Source organism: Paraburkholderia sp. ZP32-5 (assembly GCF_021390495.1).
In the GTDB taxonomy this organism is placed as follows: Bacteria; Pseudomonadota; Gammaproteobacteria; order Burkholderiales; family Burkholderiaceae; genus Paraburkholderia.
On the sequence record NZ_JAJEJP010000002.1, the window covers coordinates 3,054,523 to 3,081,131 of the forward strand.

General features: G+C 62.2%; 23 protein-coding genes and 1 pseudogene. 7 read left to right on the forward strand and 17 right to left on the reverse strand.

From position 1 onward, the window contains the following. Nucleotides 1-18 precede the first annotated feature (18 nt). From L0U82_RS32350 to L0U82_RS32370, 5 genes are read right to left on the reverse strand one after another with little or no spacing between them, the layout of a single operon-like run. Nucleotides 19-1,032: a sll0787 family AIR synthase-like protein gene (locus tag L0U82_RS32350; RefSeq protein ID WP_233837336.1), complete on the reverse strand. Its 1,014-nt coding sequence runs from the start codon at nucleotides 1,030-1,032 to the stop codon at nucleotides 19-21. Next, nucleotides 1,029-1,565: an MSMEG_0567/Sll0786 family nitrogen starvation N-acetyltransferase gene (locus L0U82_RS32355; RefSeq protein ID WP_233837337.1), complete on the reverse strand. Its 537-nt coding sequence runs from the start codon at nucleotides 1,563-1,565 to the stop codon at nucleotides 1,029-1,031. The genes L0U82_RS32350 and L0U82_RS32355 overlap by 4 nt, the downstream gene beginning before the upstream one ends. Next, nucleotides 1,562-2,683, reverse strand: a complete 1,122-nt coding sequence (locus tag L0U82_RS32360; RefSeq protein ID WP_233837338.1) for an MSMEG_0568 family radical SAM protein — start codon at nucleotides 2,681-2,683, stop codon at nucleotides 1,562-1,564. Before L0U82_RS32360 ends, L0U82_RS32355 begins: the two co-directional genes overlap by 4 nt. Next, nucleotides 2,634-3,659, reverse strand: coding sequence for a Nit6803 family nitrilase (locus L0U82_RS32365; RefSeq protein ID WP_233837339.1), 1,026 nt, complete (start codon nucleotides 3,657-3,659; stop codon nucleotides 2,634-2,636). Before L0U82_RS32365 ends, L0U82_RS32360 begins: the two co-directional genes overlap by 50 nt. Nucleotides 3,660-3,673: 14 nt before the next feature. Beyond that, on the reverse strand, nucleotides 3,674-4,156 hold the full coding sequence (locus L0U82_RS32370) for an MSMEG_0572/Sll0783 family nitrogen starvation response protein (protein ID WP_233837340.1): 483 nt from the start codon (nucleotides 4,154-4,156) through the stop codon (nucleotides 3,674-3,676). Between the two features lie 366 nt (nucleotides 4,157-4,522). Here L0U82_RS32370 and L0U82_RS32375 point away from each other — a divergent pair, with 366 nt between their 5' ends. After that, complete coding sequence (locus L0U82_RS32375; protein WP_233837341.1) at nucleotides 4,523-5,914, forward strand: aminotransferase-like domain-containing protein; 1,392 nt, start codon at nucleotides 4,523-4,525, stop codon at nucleotides 5,912-5,914. A gap of 42 nt (nucleotides 5,915-5,956) precedes the next feature. On the opposite strand, the pseudogene prfC reads toward L0U82_RS32375, so the two are convergent. Then, nucleotides 5,957-6,131 (reverse strand): annotated as a pseudogene (prfC, locus tag L0U82_RS40030) (peptide chain release factor 3); the annotation flags it as partial. Nucleotides 6,132-6,328: 197 nt separating this feature from the next. Beyond that, the gene (locus tag L0U82_RS32380; protein WP_326489784.1) at nucleotides 6,329-7,027 is read right to left on the reverse strand and encodes a fimbrial protein; all 699 of its coding nucleotides are present in this window, start codon (nucleotides 7,025-7,027) and stop codon (nucleotides 6,329-6,331) included. Nucleotides 7,028-7,211: 184 nt separating this feature from the next. On the opposite strand from L0U82_RS32380, the gene L0U82_RS32385 reads away from it, so the two are divergent. Continuing rightward, a complete protein-coding gene (locus L0U82_RS32385) occupies nucleotides 7,212-7,544 on the forward strand; it encodes a hypothetical protein (protein WP_233837599.1) in 333 nt (110 codons plus the stop codon). 23 nt (nucleotides 7,545-7,567) lie between these two features. Here L0U82_RS32385 and L0U82_RS32390 read toward each other — a convergent pair whose 3' ends face one another. The 8 genes from L0U82_RS32390 to L0U82_RS32425 all read right to left on the reverse strand — a co-directional run bounded on the left by L0U82_RS32390 (nucleotide 7,568) and on the right by L0U82_RS32425 (nucleotide 18,220). Then, a complete protein-coding gene (locus L0U82_RS32390; RefSeq protein WP_233837342.1) occupies nucleotides 7,568-10,282 on the reverse strand; it encodes a fimbria/pilus outer membrane usher protein in 2,715 nt (904 codons plus the stop codon). Between the two features lie 131 nt (nucleotides 10,283-10,413). Continuing rightward, complete coding sequence (locus L0U82_RS32395) at nucleotides 10,414-11,157, reverse strand: fimbrial chaperone (RefSeq protein WP_233837343.1); 744 nt, start codon at nucleotides 11,155-11,157, stop codon at nucleotides 10,414-10,416. An 81-nt stretch (nucleotides 11,158-11,238) separates the two neighbouring features. Beyond that, a complete protein-coding gene (locus L0U82_RS32400; RefSeq protein WP_233837345.1) occupies nucleotides 11,239-11,790 on the reverse strand; it encodes a fimbrial protein in 552 nt (183 codons plus the stop codon). Between the two features lie 521 nt (nucleotides 11,791-12,311). Beyond that, a complete protein-coding gene (locus L0U82_RS32405; protein WP_233837346.1) occupies nucleotides 12,312-13,331 on the reverse strand; it encodes a fimbrial protein in 1,020 nt (339 codons plus the stop codon). 436 nt (nucleotides 13,332-13,767) lie between these two features. After that, nucleotides 13,768-15,369 (reverse strand): peptide chain release factor 3, encoded by a 1,602-nt coding sequence (locus tag L0U82_RS32410; protein WP_233837347.1) that lies wholly within the window; start codon nucleotides 15,367-15,369, stop codon nucleotides 13,768-13,770. A gap of 813 nt (nucleotides 15,370-16,182) precedes the next feature. Next, entirely contained in the window at nucleotides 16,183-16,482 is a 300-nt protein-coding gene (locus L0U82_RS32415; RefSeq protein ID WP_233837348.1) for an H-NS histone family protein, read from the reverse strand. 168 nt (nucleotides 16,483-16,650) lie between these two features. Further along, the gene (locus L0U82_RS32420) at nucleotides 16,651-17,850 is read right to left on the reverse strand and encodes a serine hydrolase domain-containing protein (RefSeq protein WP_233837349.1); all 1,200 of its coding nucleotides are present in this window, start codon (nucleotides 17,848-17,850) and stop codon (nucleotides 16,651-16,653) included. Between the two features lie 166 nt (nucleotides 17,851-18,016). After that, nucleotides 18,017-18,220 (reverse strand): hypothetical protein, encoded by a 204-nt coding sequence (locus L0U82_RS32425; RefSeq protein WP_233837350.1) that lies wholly within the window; start codon nucleotides 18,218-18,220, stop codon nucleotides 18,017-18,019. Nucleotides 18,221-18,238: 18 nt separating this feature from the next. Between L0U82_RS32425 and L0U82_RS32430 the strand changes: the two genes are divergently transcribed. After that, nucleotides 18,239-18,397: a hypothetical protein gene (locus L0U82_RS32430; RefSeq protein ID WP_233837351.1), complete on the forward strand. Its 159-nt coding sequence runs from the start codon at nucleotides 18,239-18,241 to the stop codon at nucleotides 18,395-18,397. Between the two features lie 385 nt (nucleotides 18,398-18,782). Here L0U82_RS32430 and L0U82_RS32435 read toward each other — a convergent pair whose 3' ends face one another. Both L0U82_RS32435 and L0U82_RS32440 read right to left on the reverse strand, forming a co-directional pair. Next, nucleotides 18,783-19,049, reverse strand: coding sequence for a hypothetical protein (locus tag L0U82_RS32435; protein ID WP_233837352.1), 267 nt, complete (start codon nucleotides 19,047-19,049; stop codon nucleotides 18,783-18,785). Between the two features lie 121 nt (nucleotides 19,050-19,170). Beyond that, entirely contained in the window at nucleotides 19,171-20,667 is a 1,497-nt protein-coding gene (locus tag L0U82_RS32440; RefSeq protein ID WP_233837353.1) for a sigma-54 interaction domain-containing protein, read from the reverse strand. Between the two features lie 332 nt (nucleotides 20,668-20,999). Here L0U82_RS32440 and L0U82_RS32445 point away from each other — a divergent pair, with 332 nt between their 5' ends. From L0U82_RS32445 to L0U82_RS32460, 4 genes are all read left to right on the forward strand, one after another. After that, a complete protein-coding gene (locus L0U82_RS32445; RefSeq protein ID WP_233837354.1) occupies nucleotides 21,000-22,400 on the forward strand; it encodes a GntP family permease in 1,401 nt (466 codons plus the stop codon). A gap of 614 nt (nucleotides 22,401-23,014) precedes the next feature. Beyond that, the gene (locus L0U82_RS32450; RefSeq protein WP_233837355.1) at nucleotides 23,015-23,266 is read left to right on the forward strand and encodes a hypothetical protein; all 252 of its coding nucleotides are present in this window, start codon (nucleotides 23,015-23,017) and stop codon (nucleotides 23,264-23,266) included. 380 nt (nucleotides 23,267-23,646) lie between these two features. Continuing rightward, nucleotides 23,647-24,639 (forward strand): DedA family protein/thiosulfate sulfurtransferase GlpE, encoded by a 993-nt coding sequence (locus L0U82_RS32455; protein WP_233837356.1) that lies wholly within the window; start codon nucleotides 23,647-23,649, stop codon nucleotides 24,637-24,639. Nucleotides 24,640-24,757: 118 nt separating this feature from the next. Then, nucleotides 24,758-26,488 (forward strand): FAD-dependent oxidoreductase, encoded by a 1,731-nt coding sequence (locus L0U82_RS32460; RefSeq protein WP_233837357.1) that lies wholly within the window; start codon nucleotides 24,758-24,760, stop codon nucleotides 26,486-26,488. The last annotated feature ends 121 nt before the right edge of the window (nucleotides 26,489-26,609 follow it).

Below are 26,609 nucleotides of genomic sequence, written 5' to 3' on the forward strand. Positions count from 1 at the left end.
GCGTGTTCCTTAAAACATTCAGGTAACCGGCGCGTCGAACGCGCGCGTTGCGCGGCGGTCGGACGGCACGATGAACGGCTGTTCGTCGAGCCGCCACACACTGCGTGTGTCGCCGTTCAAACGTAAATCGACCGACTGGTTGCCGGTGATTTCGCCGATATCGGCACAGGCGATGCCGCGTGCTTCGAAGCGCGCGGCCACCGCTTCGGCGTGATGCGGCGGTACGCTCAGCAGATAGCCGAAGCTCGGAAAAACATCGAGCCAGCGTTCGAGCGGCACGCCGTCCGGTTTCGGTACGCGTTCGAGATCGATGCGCACGCCGACGCGCGAGCACTCCGCGAGCATCATCGCGGTGCCGACGATGCCGGCCATGCTGATGTCCTTCGCCGCCGCGCACAGACCGTCTTCGGCAATCTGCGGCAGCAGCGCCATGTCGCCGCGCAGGCGTTCGGCGGGCGCTTCGGTCGCGGCATTCCAGTACGGATACGGCTCGACGAACGCACCGCGCAGATCGACGGCCATCAACAAACGTTCGCCTTCGCGCGCGGTGAAGCTCGACAGCAGCCGCTTCGCGCGCCCGAGTATCGCGACCGCAAGCTGCGTGCGTTCGCTGCGCGCGTTGCTATGGCCGCCGACAATCGGCACGCCGAGCTGACGCGCGGCAGCCGCCATCCCTTCGAGCACCGGCTTCGCGGGCTCGACGCCGCGGCTCCAGATCACGTCGACCACGGCGAGCGGCCGGCCGCCCATCGCGCACACGTCGCTGACGTTCACGTACACCGCGCAGTAGCCGGCAAACCACGGCATCGCGTCGATCAGGTCGCTGACCATGCCTTCCGCGGCGAACAGCAGCCAGCCGTCGCCATCGGGAATCGCGGCGCAGTCGTCGCCGGCCGCCATCACCGCGCTGGCGTCATCGGGCGTGCCAACCGCGTGCCCCGCGCCGAGTACTTCGAGCATCGGCGCAATATCGGTCTTGTGCGCGACACCCCGGCTCGCGCGCACCTTGTCGACGATCTGATCGAGGTTCATGCCGCGCTCCGCTGATCGACGACGAAGCCCTCGTAGGGCGTCGCGCACGGTGGATAGTGCGCGAGGTCGGCCTGCATCACGTGATGCGCGCGGCCGAACAACAACTCTTCCGCCAGCGTGCGCCAGTGCAGCCGACGGAACAGCGGCGCGTTTTGCGCCTGCACGTGCGCGAGAAAAGTCGTGCAGCCGAGCGCATGCGCGCTGCTCACGGCCAGGCGGATAAGGTTTGCGCCGATGCGTCCGTGACGGCGGAATTCCGCGCTCACGGCAAGACGCGAGCCGAACCAGGTGTCGTCTGCTTGCGGATCGCGATGAATCCGCACGGTGCCGACCACGATCGGCCCGGCGCCTGGCGCGCTCCACACCGCCACGAGCGCCTGCGCGTGGTCGTCGATCGCGTCGCGGTCGTCGTCCGCGAACAGACGCTGTTCCGCGCAGAACACCTCGCGACGGATCGCAAAGGCCGCATCGCGTTCCCACGCCTCGCGTGCCCAGCGCACCACGAGTTCGCCACGGCTATCGAGTGCGTTCATGCGGCCGCCTTTTCGAACGATGACAACGACGAGCACGCACCGCACTTGCCGCAGCCGGCCTTGATATCGTCGGCGCGCAAACCTGCTTCGCGCACCATCGCGCCGAGCGGCGCGAGAATCGAGCGCATGAATTCCGGCGTCGGCGGCGCATGGTCTTCGAGCGGCGTGCCCGAAATCGGCACGAACGGCACGACGAACGGATAAACGCCGATCTCGACGAGCTGCCGCGCGGTATCGAGAATGCGCTGCTGCGAATCGCCAAGGCCCGCGAGAATGTAGGTACTCACCTGACCTCGTCCGAACACGCGCACCGCGGCCTCGAACGCCGTCATATAGCGGCTGACCGGCACCGTTGCCTTGCCCGGCATGATGCGCGCGCGCTCGGCGTCGCCGAGCACTTCGAGATGCATGCCGAGCGTGTCGATGCCCGCTTCTCGCATGCGTGCGAACCACGCGTCGTCGTCGGGCGGCTCGCATTGCGCCTGAATCGGCAGATCGACGGCGCGCCGGATTGCACGCGCGCTGTCGCACAGAATCGCCGCGCCGCGGTCGGGCGTCGGCGGTGTGCCGGTCGTGAGCACCATGTGCTTGACCTTATCGAGCAGCACGGCCGCGCGCGCGACTTCCGCGAGCTGCTCCGGGGTCTTGTGCGCAACCGTGCGGCCCGCCGCGAGCGATTGCCCGATCGCGCAGAACTTGCAAGCCTTCTTGCGGCTCTCGTAACGGATGCACGTTTGCAGCACCGTGGTCGCGAGTACATCGGTGCCATGCAAGGTGGCGATATGCGAGTACGGCACGCCGTCGAGCGTTTGCAGCTTGTAGAAACGCGGCGCTTGCGCGAACGCGATCTGTGCGATGGGAATCTTGCCGCGCGTGAGCACGCTGACGCCGTTCGCATCGGGCGCACCGGCGACGAATGCCGACTGGCGTGCGCCATGCGTATGCACCGGCACCATCAGCGTGACGCCGTCGACCACCACGGCCTTGTGATCGGACGGTCCCGCGCCGCCACGACGCGACAAACCCGCGGCGTCGGGTTCGCCGAGCCGCAGACCGCTCGACTGAAGTTCAGTCAGCAGCTGCAGTTTCGATTCCGGCAAATTGACGCTTGCATTCATCGTGAGCACTCCATGAAGGGGCAGCAGGCGCTGCGTCGAAAGAAAACACCGGCGACGCGGGCCGTTCGTTGATCGCGAGACTGAGCAGTTCGGGCCGCGCGTAGTGGCCGACCGAATCCATCATCCGCTTGCGTTTGGTGATCAGCGCCATGTCGAGATCGGCGATCACCATGCCCTCGCCTTCGCGCAGCGGCGGCGCGAGATGCTGGCCTTCGGGCGAAATGATCGCGGCGTTGCAGCCGCCGCGCAGTGCCTTCTGCAGCTTCGGGTCGCTCGTGACGGATTCGATCTGCGCGTCGCTGAGCCAACCCGTCGCGTTGACGACGAAGCAGCCCGATTCGAGCGCGTGATGGCGGATCGTCACTTCGATCTGCTCGCTGAAAATGGGACCGACCAGCGAGCCCGGAAACTGGCTGCAGTGGATCTCTTCGTGCTGCGTCATCAGTGCGTAGCGCGCGAGCGGGTTGTAGTGCTCCCAGCACGCGAGTGCCCCCACGCGGCCCACGGCGGTCTGCGCGACTTTAAGACCAGCGGCGTCGCCTTGGCCCCAGATCATCCGTTCGTGGAAAGTCGGCGTGATCTTGCGGCGCTTCACCTTCAACTGACCGTCGGCATCGAAGATCAACTGGGTGTTGTAGAGACTGCCGTGATCGCGCTCGTTCACGCCGAGCACGATCACCATTGCATGCTCGCGTGCAAGCGCGGCCACCGCGTCGGTCACCGGGCCCGGTATCGTCACCGCCTCTTCGTAGAGCCGCAGATGCTCGGCACCCGACTGCACCGGCGGCAACACGAACGAGAAGTACGGGTAATACGGCAGGAAGGTTTCGGGAAACACCGCGAGCTGCACGCCCTGGCGAGCAGCGTCGACGATCGCTTCGCACACGCGCGCGAGGGTGCCGGCGCCCGACGTGAGATCCGGCGCGATCTGCACGGCGGCGGCGCGAACGATACGCTTCGAGGATGAGGTCGACATGGCGATGCTCGCGCTCAAACAGTCCAGGTGTCGATGACGAGCGCGTTCGACTTGCGATGCAGCAGCTTCAGGTCGAGCACGTCGAGCGGATTGATCGCGCGTACGCCTTCGATCAGCGCGGCCTCGGTTTGACCGTAGAGCGCCTGCAGCGCGAAGCGGCACGCGTAGACCTTGCCGCCTTCTGTCATGAACTTCATCAACTGATTATTGAAGTTCAGATGGCCGGGGAACGCTTCGGCGCCGAGCGTCGGATAGCCGCGCTGCACGCCGAGCATCACGCCGGGGCCGTAGAGCAGGATCGTCGTTTCGAAGCCCTTGCGTTGCAGTCGCGTGGCTTGCAGCATGTTGACGAAGCCGATGGAGCCTTCGAATGCGACGGTATGAAACGTGACGAGCGCTTTCTCGCCGGGTTCCGCCTTGACGTCCTCGAATACCTTCTCTTCGTAATCGACGAGGAAGTCGCCGGTCTTGTGGGCAAGCGTGGTGATGGCGGGCATTGCATGACTCCGTTCAATGGTTGAGGGCTTCTGCCGGCGGGTAGCCGACGCCTGTTCTTTTGCAACGGGTATGCCATCAAGTGACGCGCGACATGCGATCAATTGCCAATCAATACCGCGTGTCGGCAATGATCCAGGGCAATTTTTTTCGTCGAATGCGCGCTAGCGATGAGCCTGCGTGGCATCGCGGAAATAGCGCGAATGCGCGTTCGCCCAGCCGTGGGGCAAGCAATTATTGATTCGGTGCGTGTGTGCATCAAACCGGATCATTCGATGCAATCGCATGCAATCAATTGTTTATTTTCCGGCGTGCGTTCTCACTAGAATCAAGTCGTTCATTCTTTACGCGATTGATCGCGCCCGCTCATGTCAAACGTCACCGCGCACTGGCTCAAACGGCTCGCCGAAAGCGAAAAGCCCGTTTATCAGACGATTCCCGACCTGATCGAAGAAGACGTGGCGAGCGGCCGGCTGCGTCCGCGCGACCGCTTGCCCGCGCTACGCGATCTGTCCGATGCGCTCGGGGTCAACTACACGACGCTGGCGCGAGGTTATGCCGAAGCGCGCAAGCGCGGCCTCATCGATTCACGCGCGGGCAGCGGCTCGTACGTGCGCGGCCGGCCGCCCGCGGTGCCGCTGCGCGCGGGCACCGCGCTTGAGATGACCATGAACATGCCGCCCGAGCCGCCGCAGATGACGGCGCTGCTCGCGGAGTCGGCGGCGCGGATCGTCGGCGGCGCGGATCCGTGGTCGGTGCTGCGCTATCAGGATTTCGGCGGCTCGCAGTTCGAACGTGCGATGGCGAGCCAGTGGCTGCGCCACACCGTGCCGTCGCACCGCGCCGACGCGCTGCTGGTTTGCCCCGGCATTCATAGCGCGCTCGTTGCGCTGCTGTTGCGGCTCGTGAAGCCGGGCGAGGCGATTTGTACGGATTGCCTCGCATACCCTGGCCTGAAGGTCATCGCGAATCAGTTGGGTATGCCGCTCGCGCCGTTGCCGCGCAATGACGAAGGCATCGATGCGGCGGCGTTCGAGGCGCTGTGCAAGACGCGCAAGCCAGGCGTGCTCTACTGCAATCCGACGCTGCAGAATCCGACCACGCGCACGCTGTCGCGCAACCGTCGCGAACATATCGCCGATATCGCGTTGCGTTATGACGTGCCGATCATTGAAGACGACGCTTACGGCATGCTTTGCGAGACACCGCCCGTCGCGCTCGCGACGCTGGCGCCCGAACTGACTTACTACGTTACCGGCATGTCGAAATGCTTCGGCGCGGGTTTGCGCGTGGCGTTCGTCGTTGCGCCGAACGCGCGCCATGCGGAGCGGCTGTCGGGCGCGTTACGCGCGACCACGGTGATGGCGAGCCCGTATATGTCGCATCTCGCGGCGCGCTGGATTGAAGACGGTATCGCGCAGCAGATGCTCACCGCGATACGCAGCGAATGCGTCGTGCGTCAGCAGATTGCCGCGCGGGTGTTCGCCTCGCGTGATATCGAAGCGTCGAAAGACTGCTTTCACCTGTGGTTGACGGTGCCTGCGGAAACCGGCTGGAGTACGTCGGAGCTTGCTTCGCATCTGCGCATGAAACAGATCGGTGTGGTCTCCGGCGCGGCGTTCAGTACCGACGGCAATCCACCGAACGCGGTGCGTATCTGCCTTGGTGGTCCTGGGGATGCGAGCGCGATCGAGGAGTCGCTGCATCTGGTCGCGGATATGCTCGATCATCCGGATCATCTGCATTCGCCGATGCTGTGAGGTGCGTGTGGTTTGGGGTGGGGTTGATGTCGACTGGCTGGACGGCGCGGGCGGGTGCTTGCGCGGCTGGTTGAATACGGTCTTCGTGTTACGCGTTTTGCGCGAGTTGTTCGATATCGGATACGTGCGAGGTTAGGTATGTCGGCGCGTCGGATGCGTCGAGTGCTATCCGCGCCGAGTATGAATCGGTGAAATGGCTCAGTTCGGCCGCGTCGTCGACTGGCCAACTGGCAGCGTCGGAAAACAGGTTAGGAGCGAGTGATGCACGTCATGAGGTGACAGCAGGGGAAGCCCGGCAGGCGGCGGGCGTCATCTACCCGCAAGAGAAGCCGGAGCGCAGAGCGCTTGCCCGCCATCATGCCGCGCTGATTTCACACAACGCGACGAAGGGCGGACAACGCCGCCCCGCACGGACTACTGATACGACATCGTGAAGGTGGCGACTCCGTTGACGGTGCCCGGCTGGACCTTCGCGCCCGTCTGCACATATCTCACGGTAAGCGGAATATTCATCGTCCCAACATTAGCCGGACCGACCAGCCATTGATTGGTATTTCCGACGTTCGATGAATCCGGGCCATACAGGATCGGATTCCCCGACGGATCCAGTATCTGCAGCGCGACGCCGCTTGCAGTCGAGCCAGATGCTAGCGAAAGCGTGTTTCCCGAATTAGTTGGATTAGTGCTGTCGGTCAGCGTGACAAAGATTCGACCTGCATCGGCGGCACAATTGAGACTTAGTGACACAGAGCCGCTCCCTGCAGCAGACCCGACGCCTCTCAATGTACTTACCGGAACCGGGCTTAGTGTGACTGCAGAAGAAGGAGTTGTCACTGAGCACGCAGGCGCTGCGATCGTCGTTTGGTTGCTGGGGACGGTTACGTTAGAAGTTATGCCACCGCCTGAAAGCGCGAATAAAGACCCAACTCTGCCGGTTACACCAGCCCCACTGCCACTCGGGTTTAATGTCAGTTTGCCAGGCACGATCGGTATCCCCGTCGCGACAAGATTTACGGTGACAAACATTTGAGAAACAAATCTGGCAGAGATTAGCGTTCCACTGATAGACGCACCGGGGACAGATGCCAAGGGAATACTCGTGTCTAGTGGCATAGAATCGGTGAAGCCGCCGCCAGAGAGGTACGCAACATAACCGACTCCCGTTACAGAAGTGGGATTAATCCGGTTAGCTAGAAGGGGAGCGGCGGGCGATGTAGTCCAGCGCCAAAGCGGCTCCGATATAGAAGTACAGCTTGCGTAAGTCTTTCCGACTGTTGCTCCGTTCAGTGGAACCGTTATGGAAGCCAGCACTGTATTCGCAGGTACATTACGAGGAGTGGTGATTGTATCCGGGAAATTCACCACGGTATCTGGCAGCTGCGGCCCGACTATCGTGCAACCAGAAGAAGCTTGGGCTTGCGCTGGAGAATCCGTCAATAAAAATACGGAGATAATGAAAACCATTTTCAGCGCAAGCGATCGCGTCAGTCGAACCGCTCGGTTCATTAACCTTGGAGCGTTACTCATACCTATTATTTGTAAATTCATGATGTTCATTCCTTGCACGGTACGCTGCTATTTTTCCCGAAGGCCGCTGCCAGTTGCGCAGGCTATCAATTTTCCAAACTGATCCCCTCGTAGTAGCGCTTTAATCTAGCCCTTCAGTAAGGGAACGTTGACGTCAAAGCCGGATAAATTTTCGGCCTGACGTTGCTCTTCCACGCTGACGCATTGCTCTTCCACCGACAGATACGCCGCCCCCGCCTTACCCGTCGACTTCGGCAATACATAATCAATCTTGCATTGCTCCGACGCCGCCGCGCCCCACTTCACGAACAGCGAGCCCGTATCCTCAAGCCCGCGCGCAAAAATACGGCTGTCCTGCGCAACGACACCAACGGTGTGTCCATTGCCGTCGACCACATCCGCACCGAACGGCAACGCCTTATCGCCTGCTTGAGGCGCGCGGATCAATGCAGCGCGCCCGGTCACCGTCTTGTACTTGAGCATCACCACCGAGCCGAGGCGCCGCACGGCTTGTTCCGACGTTGACTGGAATTCGACATCGGTCGAAACGCCCTTCGGGTCGATGTCGACGGTGTTCATGCCATACGGCGTCAGGTACGGCACGACCGCATAGCCGCGGCTATTAACCTTCACGCCCGCCGCGCTCGTCACGCTTGCGCCTTCGGCGCCCGGCGCTTCGACCACGCCGAAGGTATCGCCGACCGTCTGCGACAACGTCACGCCGCCCGGGTGCACGACCACCGACCCGCTGATACCTGCCGACACCTGGCTCGTACCCGAGCCGGTGCTGGCCGACGCGTTCAACTGCGCATACGGCGCGCGGTACGCGCCGCTGACACCCGCATTGGACGAAGTGCCGCCATTGCCGAAGCCCTGAGTACCGTACGCGTTGTACGAGAACTGATTGGTGTCGCCCAACGAACCGCTCATGTTCGCCTGCATGCTCGTATTGCCGCCCGAACTCGACAGGCTCGTCGACAACAGCGGCGAATGCGTGCTACGGCCCAGCGGAATCGTCGTGCTGGCCATGTACTGGTTGGACATCGAGCCGTCCGCGTTGCGCGTGCGTCCCACACTCAGACTGTAGGTGCCGTACTTGAAACTGTTGGTGTAACCCGCTTGATAGAACGTGTCGCTGCCGCCGTGGTTCCAATACTGCTGCGCGGACGCGCTCAGAAACACGCTGCCGTAATCCTTCAGACTTTGATTGACCGTTAGCTGGAAACGGTTCTTCTGCCGATAAACCGAATTGATGTCGCCGCCGCGATCGGCCAGATCGCGCACCGCTGCCGCGTCCGACAGACTCATGAAGCCCGCGGTCGAATAGCGATATGCCGCCACCGCGATATTCGTATTCGTCGGATCGAAGAACTTGTTGTAGCCGATGCGCATGCTGGTGCCGCGCATCGAACTCTGATTCGGAATTTGCGTCTGCGCACCCGTTACGTCGGCGGAAATCGCGCCGAACTGCGTGTTGAGCGCGAGGCCAAGGTTCGCCGACAGATAGCCGTTACCCGCAATGCCGCCGCCGTACATCGTCAGCATGTTGGTCAAGCCGTGCTGCAACGTGAACTGCGCGAAATTTGGCTTGCTGCCGAACGTGCCGTTGCGCAACTGACCCGCCGTCACGGAGAAGCGCGTGGTGCCCGGCCGCAACGACTGCGCGACCGACGCATAAGGCACGGTGAAGCTTCTGGTGCGCCCGTCTGCTTCGGTGACGGTCACATCGAGGTTGCCGCCGTAACCAGTCGCGTACAGGTCCCTGATCTCGAACGGCCCAGGCGAAACGCTGGTTTCGTAGATGATCTGATTGTTCTGTCTGACGGTCACGCGCGCGTTCGACTCGGCCGTGCCGCGCACAACCGGCGCGTAACCGCGCAGCGAGTCGGGCAACATGCGATCGTCGGTGGCGACCTGCACGCCGCGAAACTGCACGCTGTCGAACACGTCGCCGGTGGTGTAGCCGTCGCCCACCGTCAATTGCGACTTCAGTGCCGGAAGGTCGTATTGCAGGTACGTGGCGATGTTGTCGAACTGCGTGCCTCGACCGGTCCCCTGCGTAACGGACGACTGATGACGGAAATGCCATCTGCCGATGTTCAGGCCAGCATTCAGACCCAGATAGTTCTGCGTCGAATCCATACCGGAGCCGAACGTGTGATACGTGTTCGCGTTGTAGCTGACGAAGCCGGCGTTCACGCCGTCCTGCCACATTTCCGGCGGCACATAGCCACGTGCGGCGTTACGCATGTACTTCTGCGGCACGCTCAGCATCAGCTTCTGTTCCGAAAAATCGAAGTCGATCGACGCATCCGGCACCATCGCCGCAATGTCGACGCATTCGTCGGCATTGGCCACCATCGATTCACCCGCCTGCTTGCCATCCTTTGCATGTGCAGCGGATTTTGCATCGGCAGAGTCCGCCTTGACGGCGCTATCCACGCTCACCTTGGCGAAATCGACGCCGAGCTTTTCCAGCATCTGCCGGCTCAGACACGCATGCGCACCTTGCCCCTCGCCCCCGGCCACGAAACGCACGTCCTCGCGCGCGACACGAATATCGTTCACGTAGATATCGACCGGATAAATCCCCGGGGCCATCGGATTGCCTTGCGAGAATCGCGAGATGTCCACGGTTTGCGTCGGGTCGGTGCGCAGGAACGTCGAGTCGAACTGGACGGCCGCGACGGTGGTCGTTTCCGCAGCCTTCACGTTCGCGGATTGAACGCCGCCCACGACCGCAAATACCAGCACGGCAATTGCGGCAAAGGGACTTAGGCCGAAAGAATCCGATACTTCACGGGCACGACGTTTAGACGAGGGGCGAGGTGAATGCTTCATTGGTCTTTTCGAGTTCTGATGTTTTTAGTAGGCGTGCGTTGTCCCCGTGCGTCGCCTGTGCGACGCACGCCATTCGCAGGTAGAGTTCAGTTCGGGATGGGAGCTTGCCGCTCCCGTGGCAACGCTACGGCTTACTGACCAAGCGTGGCGTCGCCTTCGATGGCGCCGCCGTAGTCGTTGATGGCGTTGTAGTGAACCTTCGCGCCAGCGGATACTGCGTTCATTCTGTCGATGGGTAGCACTTCCGTGGCAAACGGCGCCACCATGCCGCCACGCTCGTTCTTGTAGGTGTGGCCGCCGCTTTCGACATCGACTCCACTGAACGACACGTGATAAGGCGTCGGATTCGAGACGCTCACTGCCTGGCCCTTGCCGTCCGGTGCCGCCGCGATTTTCCACGTGAGTTGCGCCGGTGCATCTTCAGGCTTGCCGGCCAGTTTGGCCGGACGTACAAACATCTTGATACGCGTGCGATAAGCGAGTTGCAGCACGTTGGCGTCGGCGCTCGCTTCCGCCTTCGGCGGAATGTCCAGCACATTGAGCCAGTACACCGACTCGCGATCCTGCGGCAGTGCTTCGCCGCTATACATCACGCGCAGCATCTGCCCTTTTTTCGGGTCCATACGGAAGATTGGCGGCGTAATTACGAACGGCGCCTTGATCTCGCCTGGCTTCGCCTCGGCGTTGCCTTCGTCCATCCACACCTGGACCAGCGACGGCGTGTTGCTGTCGTTATCCAGTTTGACCGTGACTTCACGCTGCTCGAGCGGATACACCACACGCGTACCGCCGATCGTCACGCTTGCGTGTGCGCTTCCAACGAGCAACGCACACGCAAGACCGATCGTCATAGTCGTTTTTCTGAGCAGGTTCATCACCGTTACCTTTAATGTTTTGGATTTGGAATAAGTGCCGTCAAAAAGGCGCTCGCTCACGTGAGCGCCTTTGCTCAATGCTTACTGATACTGCATCGAGAATTGCACCGACGTGTTCACGGTGCCAGCCGTTGCCGCGTCCTTTGCGAAGTAACGCGCGAAGTACTTCAGGTCGGCCGCGCCCGCAGTGATCGAGCCGCCGTTGGTTTCCAACTGGTTGTTCGAGTTGGTCGTGATGTTGATCGGCTGCATGTTGCCGTTCAGCAGTTGGACCTGCACGTTGCCTGCGGTGCCGCCGCTGTTGGTCAGGTTGCCGGTGTCCTGATCGACGTTCGGGCCGTTTTCGAACGATGCGATTGCCTTCGTGCCGGTCGTGCAACCGGTCAGCTTGAACTCGAGGTCGGCAGGTTGCGACGTGCCGGCAGTCGCGCCCATCGCAGCCAGCGAAGCCGCCGTCACGGTCGGCAGCGTGATGGTCTTGCTCGAGTCGGAGCCAGCCGTGTTGCCGTTGATCGAGCACGTGGTGTCGGTCACGGTGCCGTTAATCGTGATCAAGCCGTCTGCGGCGTGAGCGCCGAGCGATGCGAGACCCAACAGGCCGCCGATTGCAAGTACCGAGAAAGTTGCTTTCATGTTTGATATTCCAGTGGATGAATAGATATTTATGTGTACGGCCTATGCTTTTTGCCGTGATCTGCCGTACGCCCTTGCTCGCTCCAACGTTCCGCAGCAGTCTTCACTTCGAACTGTTGGCTTCTCGTTCAGGCGCATCGCCATGTTATTGATTCGAAAGCAATTCGTATGTAGGACCAGTCCGAATCAACTGGCATATACCCGTAACCAATCCCACGGAGACCGCGTGATTTTTGATGTATGGGAATATCCCGGACATCGATTCATTGAGGTTAGCCAGACACACCACGGACCTCGTTCTGCTGGAAGAAAAGCGAACTTCCAAAAGTGGCGGAGCCAGTATGGCTACTGGCTCGACGTCTCGCCGCGCGATGCAACGCTGGAACGCGTGTGGGCGTCGGCGGGATGGATGCGGAGGAAGCGTCGAAACAGGGTACGCTGATATCCGCCGGTAATGACGTGCGCGGGATGTGCGCGGTGCCGGATATCAGGCTTCTGCGTGCGAGTGCTTTTAAAACGCTTTATAGATACGTCAGCGTGAATGTCGCGGTGGCGTTGGCGGTTCCGGATATCACCTTGCTCGACGTCTGGATATATCGCGCATTCCAATTGAGGTTGTAGAGGCCCTCTGAGGCCGCTGTGCCGGCGAGGAAACTGATGTTCAGCGGCAGCGGATTGCTCTGCGCATCGAGTAGCTGCACGCCGATACCCATGGCCGTGGCACTGCCCGGCGTTAACTGGATGGTGCCCGGCTGGCTGGAATCGGCCATCACCTCCAGTGCCACATTGATCCTCGCGCCACTGCTGCAGGACAGTCCGATCGAAAAAGGAACGTTGTTGGTTGTCGAACCGATGCCGGTAAATTTGTTCAGGCTATTCCGCCCCAAAGAAACCCCGATTGTCGGCGTATTCAGACTGCAAGACTTTGCGACAATGTTGACGCTCGTGAAATCGATGGTCGCCAGCGGGCCCATCTCTTTCCTCGAATTCGATCCTCTGTAGATAAAGGACAGCGGCGGCAATGTCAAAATGCCGGAAGCAATTGGGCCGGTTCTTACAAGCGTCCATGTGTCTGTCAGTGTGCTTGTCCCTCTGAAGGCAATTCCACGATTCCAGTCTTGATTATTCAACGGCCTGCTTGAAACCGTCGAATCCGTTCCTGTGTTCGAATTGTGATTGACCCATTGCATGCCGATTCCATCATAATTGGTGGCTCTGGTATTCGTGACGGGAGCCGAGCCGAAGTCGGGATTGGACGGGCTGAGATAGACGTACCACGAGGCATCCCTATCACCTGAATCTGATGCATCACAGGTAACGACAAAATTGGTTTGCACTGTCGCCAGTACAGTTCCGCCAGGAGAGTCCCGCTGCGTCGCAACGGTCTGCGGAAAACTCGCGGTCACATTGGTGGTGGTGCACCTCGCCCAAGCGCCGGCGAGCGGGGACATACAGACGAGTAGCGCCGTCAATCGTACCCGCGCTTTCATGCCAAATACTCGAAGCATGGAATCAATCCCTTTTGAAAAAAGATCAGTCAATCCATCTATGCGTGATATCGTAATTTTAAAAAAATTGAGAGGTCTATAGGACCAGTCTCGATTTCAAGAATTAATTGAGGCCAATGGCAAATTAATCCTTCAAAATGCGATATTTGAGGATCGCTATTGATTAGCCGAAATTGTGCAGCGAATAGGCACAGTTATTATTTTTATATGACTGCCAGAGCAGCATCCGTAATCAGATACAGGACACGATTTGAGGGAAATGTGACGACACCGGAAGCGCATCGGAAGCGCAAGCAGCACGACTTGCCGCCAGGCCAGAGCAGTAGCTAAGAGAGAAGAACGCGCGACACGCGCTCGCAAGAACCGGCCAACAGATAACGGCAATCAAAAAACAACGGCCGTTATAACGCGATTTAGCCTTCTTCATCGCTTCACAACGACCGCTACAGTCTTTCCATTCAACCGCGCTTTACATCGACTTCCTGAACGGCGCCCCCGAGTGCTCGCGCAACTCGTTGAACACGATCTTCGGCCACGCCTTCTGCGCGACTTCGATCTCGGACACGTGCGAAGCCAGATACGTCGGCGCATCGGATGCATCGAGCGCGATCCGCGCCGAGTACGAGTCGGTGAAGCGGCGCAGTTCGCCCGCGTCATCGCAGGTCACCCAGCGCGACAGCCGGTAACGCGCCGGCGCCATCCGCACATCGACCTTGTACTCGGTCGACAGACGATGCGACACCACTTCGAACTGCAGTTGCCCAACCGCGCCGAGAATCATCAGGCCACCGGCTTCCGGACGGAACACCTGGATCGCACCTTCCTCGCCCAGCTGCTTCAGCGCTTCGCCAAGCTGCTTCGCGCGCATCGGATCGACCACTTCGACCGTCTGGAAAATTTCCGGCGCGAAGAACGGCAGGCCGACGAATTGCAGTTGCTCGCCTTCGGTCAGCGTATCGCCGAGACTCAGCGTGCCGTGATTCGGGATCCCGATGATGTCGCCCGGATACGCCTCGCTCACCGTTTCACGACGTTGCGACAGGAACGTCACCACGTTGTTCGCGCGGAACGTCTTGTTCGAGCGCGTGACCTTCACGGCCATGCCACGCTCGAAACGCCCCGAACACACGCGGATGAACGCGACGCGGTCGCGGTGCGCGAGGTCCATGTTTGCCTGCACCTTGAACACGACGCCGGTGAACTTCGGCTCGTCCGGCTGCACCGGACGCTGCACCGTCATGCGCATCGACGGCGGCGGCGCCAGATCGACCAGCGCGTCGAGAATTTCCTTCACGCCGAAGTTGTTGATCGCCGAGCCGAACAGCACCGGCGATTGCTGACCGGCAAGAAACTGCTCGCGATCGAACTCTGGCGTCGCGCCGCTGATCAGGTCGATCTCTTCCTTCGCGCGTACCCACGCATGGCCGAAGCGGCGCTCGCCTTCCTCGTTGCCGAGCGCCTGCAGCGTTTCCACCGCGCCGCCGGCCGTATCCTGGCCGGCGCGGAACACGCGCACCTGATCGCGCTGAACGTCATAGACGCCCTGGAAATCCTTGCCCATGCCGATCGGCCACGTGAACGGCACCGCCGATACGCCGAGGTGCTGTTCGATTTCGTCGAGCAGTTCCAGCGGTTCGCGCACTTCGCGGTCGAGCTTGTTGATGAACGTGACGATCGGCGTCTTGCGGCTGCGGCACACTTCGAGCAGCTTCAGCGTCTGTGCTTCGACACCGTTCGCGCCGTCGATCACCATCACGGCCGCGTCGACCGCGGTCAGCACGCGGTAAGTATCTTCGGAGAAGTCCTCGTGACCCGGCGTGTCGAGCAGGTTGATCACGCAATCGCCGTACTCGAACTGCATCACCGAGCTCGCGACCGAAATGCCGCGCTGCTTTTCGATCTCCATCCAGTCGGACGTCGCATAGCGGTTGCTCTTGCGGCCCTTCACGGTACCGGCGATCTGGATCGCGCCCGAGAACAGCAGCAGTTTTTCGGTGAGCGTGGTTTTACCCGCGTCCGGGTGGGAAATGACCGCGAACGTGCGGCGGCGTTTGAGTTCGGAGACTGACATCGGGTCTGGCGGTCACGGAAAGGGGTTCAGGCGGTTCCCGGCGGCCGGTATGCCGCGCGTGGCGCGGCGGCGTCGAGCTGCGGGAGTCGGGCTCAGATCCGCATCGACCGGCTTGCTCGCCGCGTCGACAACGGGCTGCGAACGAGGTCGCGATCCGGGCTTCGACAAGCGGAAATCGCCAGCGCAGAACAGCGCAAGGAGCGAATGATACACGTCCGGCGCGTTTGCCGGCCGGTGACGCGTGTTTTGCCGGTCGATACCGTGTGGCCCGCGTCGGTCCGGAGAATGATCCGAACTCAGGCCGTGGTGGGCCTGTGTATCGATCAGATCGCTAAAGGTGAGAGTTTTCGGGACCTCGCGGCGACCGTGATCGGACTGCCGCAAAAAAGATGAGGATCGCGAAGATCGGGCGCGCACCTGCTGTTGGGGACTGAACGCGAGAAGAACGGCCGCGCCCAAGCTGAGCGGCACGTCACGCGCCAAAAACCTGGCTTACCGAAGCAAGCGCACGAACTCGGGACACGCAGCGCAACCTGCTACTCGCAAGCCGAGCGCGTGGCGGGCGCGGCTTAAAGGTGAGAGTTTTCGGGACCTGCACAACGGTGCGAAACCAACCAGATCCCGCATCACTTCAAACCATATCGCCGCGTGGCGATAGATCCAGCGAGCGAGCACGACGCAAGTTTGCGACCCGTGCAACGAATCCCGGCTGCTGCTATTGAGAGCCCAATCAAACCTTGGCCGCACCTTGTCGGCAGCGGCGCCGGCCCGTGTTGGCCCGGCAATCAGCCGTTCAAACCAGCCCCGCGCGCATCAACCGTCGATCAGAAAACGCTCACGATTCTTACCAGCGAGCCACGCAGGCGAGCGTCCGCGGCCGCTCCACGTTTCGCCGGTCTTCGGATTGCGGTACTTGGCAACCGATGCCGACGCCGTCTTGTGCTTCGGCTTGCGCGGGCTGCTCGTGAAACCGAGCTCTTCGGCGGTCAGGTCGTATTCGTCGATTTTCTGTTTGATGTCGGCGATGGCCTGTGCGATTTCCTTCTCGCGGGCCGCTGCGACTTCCTTATGAAGTTTTTCGAGTTGCGCGGTCAATTGCTTGTAAGAGGCCATGCCTGTGCTCCCCCATCGATTGGATGAACTGTCACGAACTGCGTTGTGCGGACAGTACCAGACGAATAATTCACAGCATAGTAAGTCGCACAGCCATATGCACATCATGGTTATCGTGCAGACCGCGCTCAACACGCAATAGATACGACGCTTATGCGAACAGCGCGCTCAGTCGTCGATCGCGTCGTAGACGCGGCGTTCGAAGTCGATGGCCATCGGAAAGGGGTCGATCGAGCGGCGCTGGATCAGCATCAGGCCGATCAGATCCTCGACGGGATCGGCAAACCAGCTCGTGCCGTACGCGCCCGGCCAGCCGAACGCGCCGCGCGAACGGTAGCCTTGCGGCAGCTGCCGCGCGGGATCATCGACGATCGACAGGCCGAGGCCGAAACCCTGCCCGGCCCAGATCATTCGTCCGAAAGCCGGAACGCGGCGCTGATCGTGCGTCAGGAAATTGCTGCGCATCAGATCGACCGAGCGATGCGACAGCAGCCGCGTTTCGCCGACACGTCCACGGCCGAGCAGCAGTTGCGCGAATTGCAGATAGTCCCAGGCAGTCGATACGAGCCCGCCGCCGCCGCTCTGGAACCGTTGCGGATTTGCCCAGCGGCTCGCGTCCGGATGATCCTCGACCACGCGCCTCCACGTGCCGGGGTCGATGTTGTACGCGGTGGCCAGGCGCCGCAATTGCGCATCCGGCACCCAGAACGCGGTATCGCGCATGCCGAGCGGTTCGAAAATGCGCGTGCGGAAAAAATCGCCGAGCGGCATGCCGCTCACGCGTTCGATCAGCACGCCGAGCACATCGGTAGCAACGCTATAGTGCCAACGCGAGCCGGGTTCGAACATCAGCGGCAACGCCGCGATGCGCGCGAGCCACGCGCTGCTGCCGCCATGCGCGTCGAGGCCGTTGAACGCCGCCGCGTAGGCGTCGGCGAGCGGCCCGGTCGCCGTGAACGAATACGCGAAGCCCGCGCGATGGGTAAGTAGATCGAGCACCGTGATCGGCGCGCGCACTGGATCGGTATCGTCGAGCGGGCCGGCCGGATCGCGCAGCACGCGCGGCGACGCGAGTTCGGGCAGCCATAGCGAGATCGGCGTGTCGAGCGCGAGACGATCTTCCTCGATCAGCATCATGATCGCGGCGCTCGTCACCGGCTTCGTCATCGACGCGATACGGAACAGCGTGTCGCGTTCCATCGGCGATTGCCCGGCGTCGTCGCGCAGACCGAGCGGCTCGAAGTAGCCGATTTCGCCGCGCCGCCACACGAGCGACACCACTCCCGCCACTTCGCCGCGCGCCACGTAGCCCTGCATCGCATTGGTCAACGCTGCCAGCCGGCTCGCGGCAAGTCCCGCTATCTGCATGTTCGTCCTGTGTCAGCAAAAGGAAAATTCGCGCGCCGCTTCGACCGCTTAAGCCGCTTCGGCATTCGCGTCGCCCGAGGATCGAATACGGATACCCGCGACGAAACCCATCCGCTCGAAGCGTACACGAGGTACTTCCTATATTGCTGACATTCGGTTTCAAGATTCAGGCTTTGCGCCCTTTCTCCAACTCGCAAAGCGCGGCATTCAGCCGTCGGACACGAGTCGCCTGCGCCGGCACGATAACCGCGCCCGAAACCAGTTCGATGCGGCTGCGCCAATAAGACAGTGGAATACGGTCTCCCGCTGAAATGTGCGAAATAACCTGCTCCAGATGTTGAATATCTTTTTCCAGCTGCTGATGATTCATTGCTTTCCCCGGATTCTATTGATTAATGTCGAAGCAAAAATCGAAAGCGTGCAGGCGCGGCCGCTGGCAAAAGCCAGCGTCACGCACACCGGGGGCGGAAAAACCTTCCTGAATATCTGCTGCATCAGAAATAACCGGCAAAACCTGCCTGCCGGGGCTAAATCGCCAACGGTTTAAAAAGACTACTGCGACCAAACTTGGCGTTCCGTTAGCTTCCGCACTGACCCGGTTCGACATCGAAAACGGTTAGCGATTATCGAACCATGAGCACGACGACAAATAATTACGAACGTGCGACTCAAAGCCTTCAAAACGCCGTCTCTAAACTCATATGCATGGTAACGGGTTATCGCCCGTCTATTAGGCACAGAGTTTTATGACGGCTATGTGCTTGTCGCAATGACACGAGCGTGCGAATCGGACGGATTTTCTGGTTTCGGCAAACGGCGGGCGATGCGGAAAGAATCAAAGCCCGCGCCAGCGATTCGCGGAGAAAAAGGAGAAAAATGCCGTTTATTTCATCGGCCCCGCTTAGGCCCCGCCGAGCGCGGAGGCTAAGCGCTTACTTCGCGGCCGCGCGGCACGCATAGATCAGGTTGAGCGTGCCGTTTTCAGTCGTCTGCCGCACGACGTCGTAAGCGCCGTTGCAGCCGGCGGCGGCTTGCTGCGAGCACGAGTCGGAGCCGGCCGGGCATTGCACCAGCGTGGTCGCGCGCCCATCCGGCAGAAACAACGGCGGGCTGCTGCTGCAACCGCTGAGCACCGCGACCGTGCCCGCAGCCAGCATGAAACCCGAGCGGCGCGCGAAGAAGGAAAGACTGCGTTTCATTGGAAGCCCCGATCACGTCTTGTTGTTCGATCTCGCGATTGTGCCACGCGGCAATTGCACTGCGTCACTCGGGGCGAAGCGCCGGGCCTACGCCACTTGCCGGCTGGCTCGACGCTCCGTTTCAGACCGCGATACCGTGCGCGGCGATTTTCTTGTAGAGCGTCGCCCGTCCCATACCGATCTGTTTCGCGGTGTCGATCACGCGCCCGCCGTTCGCGCGCAACGCGTCGCTCAGGAAGCGCCTTTCGAACGCAGCCATCGCGTCGCTCCATGAACCAGGCCCGGCGGTGGCGTCCGTGGTAACCGCGCCGGACGCAGGCGCGGATGGCTCTGCCTGCTCCAGCATCGGCGCGCCGCCAGCTGTTCCGCGCATCCCGCCGGCACCCTGGCCCGAGCCGATGAACGGCGCGAGCGCCCGGGCGTCGATCCGCTCGCTGTCGGATAGCATCACGGCCCGCTCCAGCGTGTTGCGCAACTCACGCACGTTGCCCGGCCAGCCGTATCGGCACAGCAGCCTCAACGCATCGTCTTGCAACTCGAAATGGCTACCGTGTGCCTGCGTCGCGAGATCTTCGAGCATCGCGTATGCGAGTGCCTCGATATCGGACGAACGTTCGCGCAGTGCCGGCGCATGAATCGTCAGCACATTGAGCCGATAGAACAGGTCCGCGCGAAAGCGGCCGGTCGCGACAAGCTCAGGCAAATCGGCCGAGGTCGCGGCGATGATCCGCACGTCCGCGCGCACGATCCGGTTCGAGCCCAGCGGTTCGAACTCCTTGTCCTGCAGCACGCGCAACAGTTTGCCCTGCAACGGCAGCGGCATATCGCCGATTTCGTCGAGAAACAGCGTGCCGCCGTTCGCCAGTTCGAACTTGCCGATCCGGCCTTTGCGATCGGCGCCGGTATAGGCGCCGGGCGCGGCGCCGAAGAATTCGACTTCGAGCAGGGTGTCCGGAATCGCCGCGACGTTGACGGTCACGAGCGGCCGGTTCGCGCGCGCCGAGCCGCCGTGGATCGCATGCGCAAGCAGTTCCTTGCCGGTGCCGGTTTCGCCGAGCAGCAGCACCGGCGACTCGAGTTGTGCCGCGCGGCGCGCCTGGCGCTTCACTTCGAGGCTGGCCGCGCTGGTGCCGACAAAGCTGCCGAACGTATAGCGGGCGCGCCGCGCCTGTGCGAGCGACTGGCGCGTGGCGATCAGTTCCTGCTGGAGCCGCGAGTAGTGGGAAAACAGCGGCGTGAGCGCCTTCAGTTCGTCGAACAGCGCAAAGCCGACCGCGCCGACGGTTGCGCCCGCGTCATCCTTCAACGGCAGGCGCGTGACGACGAGCGGTTCGCGATCCGTTTCCATGATGTCGAGCAGGATCGGCTTGCCGGTGTTCACGACCTCGCGCATCAGGCTGTTCGGGATCACCGCTTCGCAGTCGCGGCCGATCGCCTGCTGCGGATCCGGGAATCCAAAGCGCGCCGCATAGCGCTTGTTGATCCAGACGACGCGCGCGTCGGCATCGACGATGAAGGTGCCTTCGCTGAAATTCTCAAAGGTGCGAAACAGTGAATCCATCGCACGTCGCAGTACGTCGCCATAGGCGGCGGGCAGGCCCGCCCAGTCGGTCATCATGCTGTCGCTGTCTCCGGGGTATGGTTTTGATTGGGTTAGTCTCTCTTTATGGACGCAATTATCTCCAAATGGAGACAAGCCACAAGCTTTATCCATCAATGAGTTAGCGGCTTCGGCCTACCTTCGGCCGAATAAAATCCCGATCTGGAGACGTTTGAGTACAATCGGCCGAGTCGTCTTTCGGCGCCGATGCGCGTTGCGGGCTTGCCCGGCGGGCTTCGTGACCGACATCGCCGGTATGGCATGGAACCTGCGTTCCGTGCGCGCCGCGCGCCGTCATCGCATCGTCGGGACCGCGTACATGTAGCGAACAACCAAGCTCTGGAGACTCAATGTCCTTTGTCATCGTCCTCGCCGCGCTGGCGTTTCTGATGTTCGCCGCGTATCGCGGCTACAGCGTCATCCTGTTCGCGCCGATCGCGGCGCTCGCCGCCGTCCTGCTGACCGAACCCGCCGCCGTCGCGCCGGTTTTCACCAGCATCTTCATGGACAAGATGGTCGGCTTCGTCAAACTCTATTTCCCGGTGTTCCTGCTCGGCGCGGTATTCGGCAAGGTCATCGAACTGTCGGGCTTTTCGGAATCGATCGTGGCCGCGGCGATCCGCTATATCGGCCGCTCGCGCGCGAATGCGGTGATCGTTGCCGTGTGCGCGCTGCTCACCTACGGCGGCGTGTCGCTGTTCGTCGTCGTGTTCGCGGTCTACCCGTTCGCGGCCGAACTGTATCGGCAGAGCAATATTCCGAAGCGGCTGATGCCCGGCGCGATCGCGCTCGGCGCCTTCTCATTCACGATGGATTCGCTGCCGGGCACGCCGCAGATCCAGAACATCATTCCGACCACGTTCTTCAAGACGACCTCGTGGGCCGCACCGACACTCGGTGTGATCGGCTCGCTGTTCATCATCGTGGTCGGCCTCACGTATCTGGAATGGCGCCGCCGCGCCGCAATGGCAACCGGCGAGGGCTACGGCACCGATCTCGTCAACGAGCCGGAACGCGTCGAAGCGAAGCAGTTGCCGCATCCGCTGCTGGCGGTTGCGCCGCTCATCGTCGTTGGCGTCGCGAACTTCCTGCTGACGCAATGGATTCCCACCTGGTACGGCCCGACCTACACGATCACGCCGGATATCCTGCCGGGCCTGCATGCGCCGGTCGAAACGACCGTCAAGGCGGTGGTCGCGATCTGGGCGGTGCAAGGCGCACTGCTGCTCGGCATCGTCATGGTGATCGTGACCGCGTTCGGCCGTGTCAGCCAGCGCTTCGCGGTGGGCACCAAGGCGGCGGTGGCGGGCGCGCTGCTGGCGTCGCTGAACACCGCGTCGGAATATGGCTTTGGCGGCGTGATCGCGGCGCTGCCGGGCTTTCTGGTGGTCGGCAATGCGCTGAAAAGCATTCCGAATCCGCTCGTCAACGCCGCCGTGTCGGTCAGCACGCTTGCAGGTATTACCGGTTCGGCGTCGGGCGGCATGAGCATCGCGCTTGCGGCGATGTCGGATCTGTTCATCAAGGCCGCGGAAGCCGCGCATATTCCGCTGGAAGTGCTGCATCGCGTGGTCGCGATGGCAAGCGGCGGCATGGATACGCTGCCGCACAACGGCGCGGTCATCACGTTGCTGGCGGTGACGGGGCTCACGCATCGGCAGTCGTATCGCGACATCTTCGCGGTCACGGTGATCAAGACGATGGCGGTGTTTTTCGTGATCGCCGTGTATTACGCGACGGGCCTGGTATAAGCGTGGCGCGCGCGCCACGCGGTTTCAGCTGACCGCATCCGCGTGAGCCCCGCCTGACGCCATGCGCAGGCGGCCGAAGCGCTTTGTTCTGACAGATCGGCATTACTCCCACCTCGACAACGCGCGATCGAAGCAAGACGATGGAAACCGTCAGCGCCCAACGTTGCAAGGGCAGGCTGACCCGAGTAACAACGGCGTTTAACGGCCCGTCCCGATCCGGACGGGCCATTTTTTGCGTGCGTACGGTGATTGTGGCGATCCAGTCTGGTGAGGAAGTTCGGGAGCCGACCTGCAACGGCACACGCGGATCCACCGGATGACGGCGAACCATGATGGGCCGCAGAAGCCCATGTTTCTTACCTCGCCCGTGCGTCACCGGCGTGACAACCGGAAACGGGGGGCGGCCCGCGAGGGGCACGAAAAATGCATTCGTGGTCGCAGGGAGTCGCGTTAAACTGATCGTCGCGCTGCGGAGCCGGCGATAGCCACCGCACCACGGTGGAGCAAAGCGCGGCGGCATGGAATCAAACGCAGCATGGCATCACGGCGCGGCAGACGGCGCGCCTTGCTGCCCGTACAATGGTTCGATCAACAACGGAAGAAGGACAACCTCGATGCGCATTACCGGGTCCTCCGGGTCAATGGCCCTGCTCACCGAATCCGACGAAGCAACCGGGCGCGAACTGCGCTCGCTGCGGCTCGAATCGTCAGAAGACGGCAAAGCCATCCTGCTGATCGAAGTCGATGAGCGCAAACCGGGCATACACCGCGAAGTGCGCTACGAAATCACGCCGGCCGAGCTGATCGCCGCTATCCGCGCGCACGGCGCCGAGTTGCCCGGCGAGCAGCACAACCATCGTTCCTGACATCCGCAGCGCGTCGGCATAAGTGCCGCACGCGCTGCTCCGTCTCTCCCGTGAGCCAGGCCGCGCATCGAAGCAGATGCCGGGCATTGTTTCGCGCCAGTTTCGCTCGCGCGTCGGTTGACGCTCCTTTTTTCCGCGTACGCCGCCAATTCGGGCGTTTCTACCGCATTTAGCGCGCGCCGCCGCATTCATTGCCGAACGGGCGTTCACCGAACTGGACGTGCCGCGCTCGCGGTTTCCCCGTGCCTGTCGCGCGAATCGCTGAGGGCGGCAACAGTGTTTTCAAGCCGTTTGCACGTCTCGAAAATACGTCCATAATCCTTGCATTCCCTTTGCGATCCTCACCGCGCTGCGCCCGCAAGGGCCGCGGATGTAAAACGATGCTACATGACCTCGTCGAGCAATATGGGCCAGCGCTCGTCTTCGTCAACGTACTGGCCGCCGCCCTCGGCCTGCCGGTGCCGGCGATGCCGTCGCTCGTGCTGTTCGGCGCGATGGCCGCAATGCACCCCGGCTCAGTCGGCACGCAGTTGATGCCGGTGCTCGTGCTGGCAATCTTCGCCACGCTGCTGGGCGACAGCGCGTGGTATCTCGCCGGCCGCATCTACGGCGGCAATACGCTGAAGACGATCTGCCGGTTATCGCTGTCGCGTGACACCTGCGTGAAGAAAACCGAACGCTTTTTCGGCCGCTGGGGCGTGCGCGTGCTGGCCATCGCGAAGTTCGTGCCGGGCCTGTCGATCGTGTCGATTCCGATGGCGGGCGCGATGGGCACGCGCTACCGCACCTTCCTCACCTACGATGGCGTCGGCGCCGCGCTGTGGTCGGGCACCGGGCTCATCATCGGCGCGCTGTTCTCGCGGCAGATCGACATGCTGTTCGCGGTCGCCGGGCGGCTCGGTCGTACGGCCGCGCTCGTCGTCGTCGCGCTGCTGCTGTTGTACGCGGCGTACCGGTGGATCCGGCGCCGTCAGTTGATCGCGAAGCTCGCGTCCGCGCGCATCGAGGTCGACGAACTCGCGAAGCTGTTCACGGCCGGCAAACCGCCGGTCGTGTTCGATATCCGTTCGGACGAAAAGCGCAAGCTCGATCCGTTCGTCATCCCAGGCGCGCAGTTCGCCGACGAACGGCAACTCGGCGACATCGTCTCCACCTATTCGCACGATCAGAAACTCGTCATCTATTGTTCCTGCCCGAACGAGATTTCCGCGGCATGGATGGCGAAGCAGCTGAACGAGGCCGGTTTCTCCGACGTGCTGCCGCTGCGCGGCGGCATGGAAGCGTGGCGCGATTCGGGCAAACCGGTCGACACGCTGCCCGATGCGCCGCCGCCGGAAGTCGCGGTCGACGACGTCGCGCCCAAAGCCGTCTAGCGCCGCGCCGGCGCCTTGATTGGGCGCCCGCCCCATCCGAAGCGCGCAGCGTTGGCCGCCCCAGCGCGCGGCCTCGTCTCCCGTTTAATCTGGCAATGAACATCGAAGGAGCGGTTCAATGCTTTCGACTCCGGAAGTTTCGACTCAAGAGGTAGAAGGGCAGCAAGGCGTGGTTGCCGACGCGCCGTATTCGTCGCTGTCGATGCGTAGACATCAGATGTACCCCGCGCTCACCTGCGCGGAGATCGACCGGATTCGCCGCTTCGGCGAGATCGGCCGCTGGAAGTCCGGCGAACTGATGTTCGAGACCGGCCGCCCCGGCCCCGGCATGTTCGTGCTGCTCGAAGGACACGTGAAGATCTATCAGCGCGACGGTATCGGCCGCGAGATCGTGATCGGCGAACAAGGCGCGGGGCAATTTCTGGCCGAGGTCGGGCAACTGTCGGGCAAGCCGGCGCTCGTGAACGGGCTTGCACTCAGTTTGGTCGAGGCGCTGCTGATTCCGCCCGAGCGTCTGCGCGCGCTGCTCGTCGCCGAAGCGGAACTGGGCGAGCGCATCATGCGCGCGCTGATCCTGCGGCGCGTGGCGTTGATCGAAAAAGGCTCCGGCGGCCCGATCCTGGTCGGCAGCAGCAACGACGCGCGGCTCGTGATGCTGCAAGGCTTCCTGTCGCGCAACGGCCATCCGCATTCGGTGATCGACGAGCGCGACGAAGACGCGCTGCGATTGATCGAACAGTTCGCCGCGCAACGCGAAGATCTGCCGCTCGTGATCTGCCCGGACGGCTCGGTGCTGCGTCATCCGAGCATGCCGGAACTGGCGACCTGTCTCGGCCTGCTGCCCGATCTCGACGACAGCTACGTGTACGACGTCGCGATCGTCGGCGCGGGACCGGCGGGTCTTGCCACTGCCGTGTACGCGGCCTCCGAGGGGCTCTCGGTGATCGTGCTCGACAGCCGTGCGCCGGGCGGCCAGGCCGGCGCGAGTTCGCGGATCGAAAACTACCTTGGCTTTCCGACCGGCATCTCCGGCCAGGCACTGGCCGGCCGCGCGTTCGTGCAGGCACAGAAGTTCGGCGCGCGCGTCGCGATTCCGGTCAACGTGGACGCGCTGCACTGCGGACAAACACCATATCGGCTCCAAACCAAATGCGGCGGCCATATCAGCGCGCGCACGATCGTCATCGCGAGCGGCGCCGTATACCGGCGGCCCGCGCTCGAAGGGCTCGACCGCTTCGACGGACGCGGCGTCTACTACTGGGCGTCACCCGTCGAGGCGAAGCTGTGCAAGCGCCAGGAAATCGTTCTGGTGGGCGGCGGCAATTCGGCTGGTCAGGCGATCGTCTATCTGGCGACGCATGCGGCCAAGGTCCACGTGCTGATCCGTCGCAGCGGTTTCGAAGCGACGATGTCGCGCTATCTGATCGACCGCATCCGCTCGCTGCCAAATGTGTTCGTGCATCCGAATTCGGAAATCGGCCGGCTCGATGCCGATGAGCACGGGCTCGCGTCGGTCGCGCTGAAAAAGCCGCTGCCCGATGGCGTCGATCACTTCGACACGCGGCATCTGTTCCTCTTCACTGGCGCCGATCCGAACACCGACTGGCTGCGCACCTGCGGCGTGGAACTCGATCCGAAAGGCTTCGTGCTGACCGGCGTCGGCGCGAATGGCTCGGCCACGGCCTGCGATCTCGCGACCACCGTCGAAGGCGTCTATGCGATCGGCGATGCGCGCGCGGGCTCGACCAAGCGCGTGGCCGCGGCGGTCGGCGAAGGCGCGGCGGTCGTCGCGCAGATTCACCAGTTGCTGGCGGCATCGGCCGGGGAAGCCGTGGCCCTGGGCGCATGAGCAAAAAGCGAGCATGAAAAAACCCCAAAAGTTGGCGTGCAACTTTTGGGGTTTCGCTTTATTCGCAATGCGCGCTTTTCAACATCGACACCGACCCTGCCCGCACTGCTAAAGCGTGGAA

Coding starts and splice junctions, on each gene's coding strand:
- L0U82_RS32415 (WP_233837348.1), bottom strand. CDS start 16,482: ATGGCCTCTTACAAGCAATTGACCGCGCAACTCGAAAAACTTCATAAG.
- L0U82_RS32400 (WP_233837345.1), bottom strand. CDS start 11,790: ATGAAAGCAACTTTCTCGGTACTTGCAATCGGCGGCCTGTTGGGTCTC.
- L0U82_RS32380 (WP_326489784.1), bottom strand. CDS start 7,027: ATGCCACTAGACACGAGTATTCCCTTGGCATCTGTCCCCGGTGCGTCT.
- L0U82_RS32445 (WP_233837354.1), top strand. CDS start 21,000: ATGTCCTTTGTCATCGTCCTCGCCGCGCTGGCGTTTCTGATGTTCGCC.
- L0U82_RS32410 (WP_233837347.1), bottom strand. CDS start 15,369: ATGTCAGTCTCCGAACTCAAACGCCGCCGCACGTTCGCGGTCATTTCC.
- L0U82_RS32460 (WP_233837357.1), top strand. CDS start 24,758: ATGCTTTCGACTCCGGAAGTTTCGACTCAAGAGGTAGAAGGGCAGCAA.
- L0U82_RS32350 (WP_233837336.1), bottom strand. CDS start 1,032: ATGAACCTCGATCAGATCGTCGACAAGGTGCGCGCGAGCCGGGGTGTC.
- L0U82_RS32375 (WP_233837341.1), top strand. CDS start 4,523: ATGTCAAACGTCACCGCGCACTGGCTCAAACGGCTCGCCGAAAGCGAA.
- L0U82_RS32395 (WP_233837343.1), bottom strand. CDS start 11,157: ATGAACCTGCTCAGAAAAACGACTATGACGATCGGTCTTGCGTGTGCG.
- L0U82_RS32355 (WP_233837337.1), bottom strand. CDS start 1,565: ATGAACGCACTCGATAGCCGTGGCGAACTCGTGGTGCGCTGGGCACGC.
- L0U82_RS32390 (WP_233837342.1), bottom strand. CDS start 10,282: ATGAAGCATTCACCTCGCCCCTCGTCTAAACGTCGTGCCCGTGAAGTA.
- L0U82_RS32385 (WP_233837599.1), top strand. CDS start 7,212: ATGGAAGCCAGCACTGTATTCGCAGGTACATTACGAGGAGTGGTGATT.
- L0U82_RS32450 (WP_233837355.1), top strand. CDS start 23,015: ATGCGCATTACCGGGTCCTCCGGGTCAATGGCCCTGCTCACCGAATCC.
- L0U82_RS32360 (WP_233837338.1), bottom strand. CDS start 2,683: ATGAATGCAAGCGTCAATTTGCCGGAATCGAAACTGCAGCTGCTGACT.
- L0U82_RS32370 (WP_233837340.1), bottom strand. CDS start 4,156: ATGCCCGCCATCACCACGCTTGCCCACAAGACCGGCGACTTCCTCGTC.
- L0U82_RS32425 (WP_233837350.1), bottom strand. CDS start 18,220: ATGAATCATCAGCAGCTGGAAAAAGATATTCAACATCTGGAGCAGGTT.
- L0U82_RS32440 (WP_233837353.1), bottom strand. CDS start 20,667: ATGATGACCGACTGGGCGGGCCTGCCCGCCGCCTATGGCGACGTACTG.
- L0U82_RS32365 (WP_233837339.1), bottom strand. CDS start 3,659: ATGTCGACCTCATCCTCGAAGCGTATCGTTCGCGCCGCCGCCGTGCAG.
- L0U82_RS32435 (WP_233837352.1), bottom strand. CDS start 19,049: ATGAAACGCAGTCTTTCCTTCTTCGCGCGCCGCTCGGGTTTCATGCTG.
- L0U82_RS32420 (WP_233837349.1), bottom strand. CDS start 17,850: ATGCAGATAGCGGGACTTGCCGCGAGCCGGCTGGCAGCGTTGACCAAT.
- L0U82_RS32455 (WP_233837356.1), top strand. CDS start 23,647: ATGCTACATGACCTCGTCGAGCAATATGGGCCAGCGCTCGTCTTCGTC.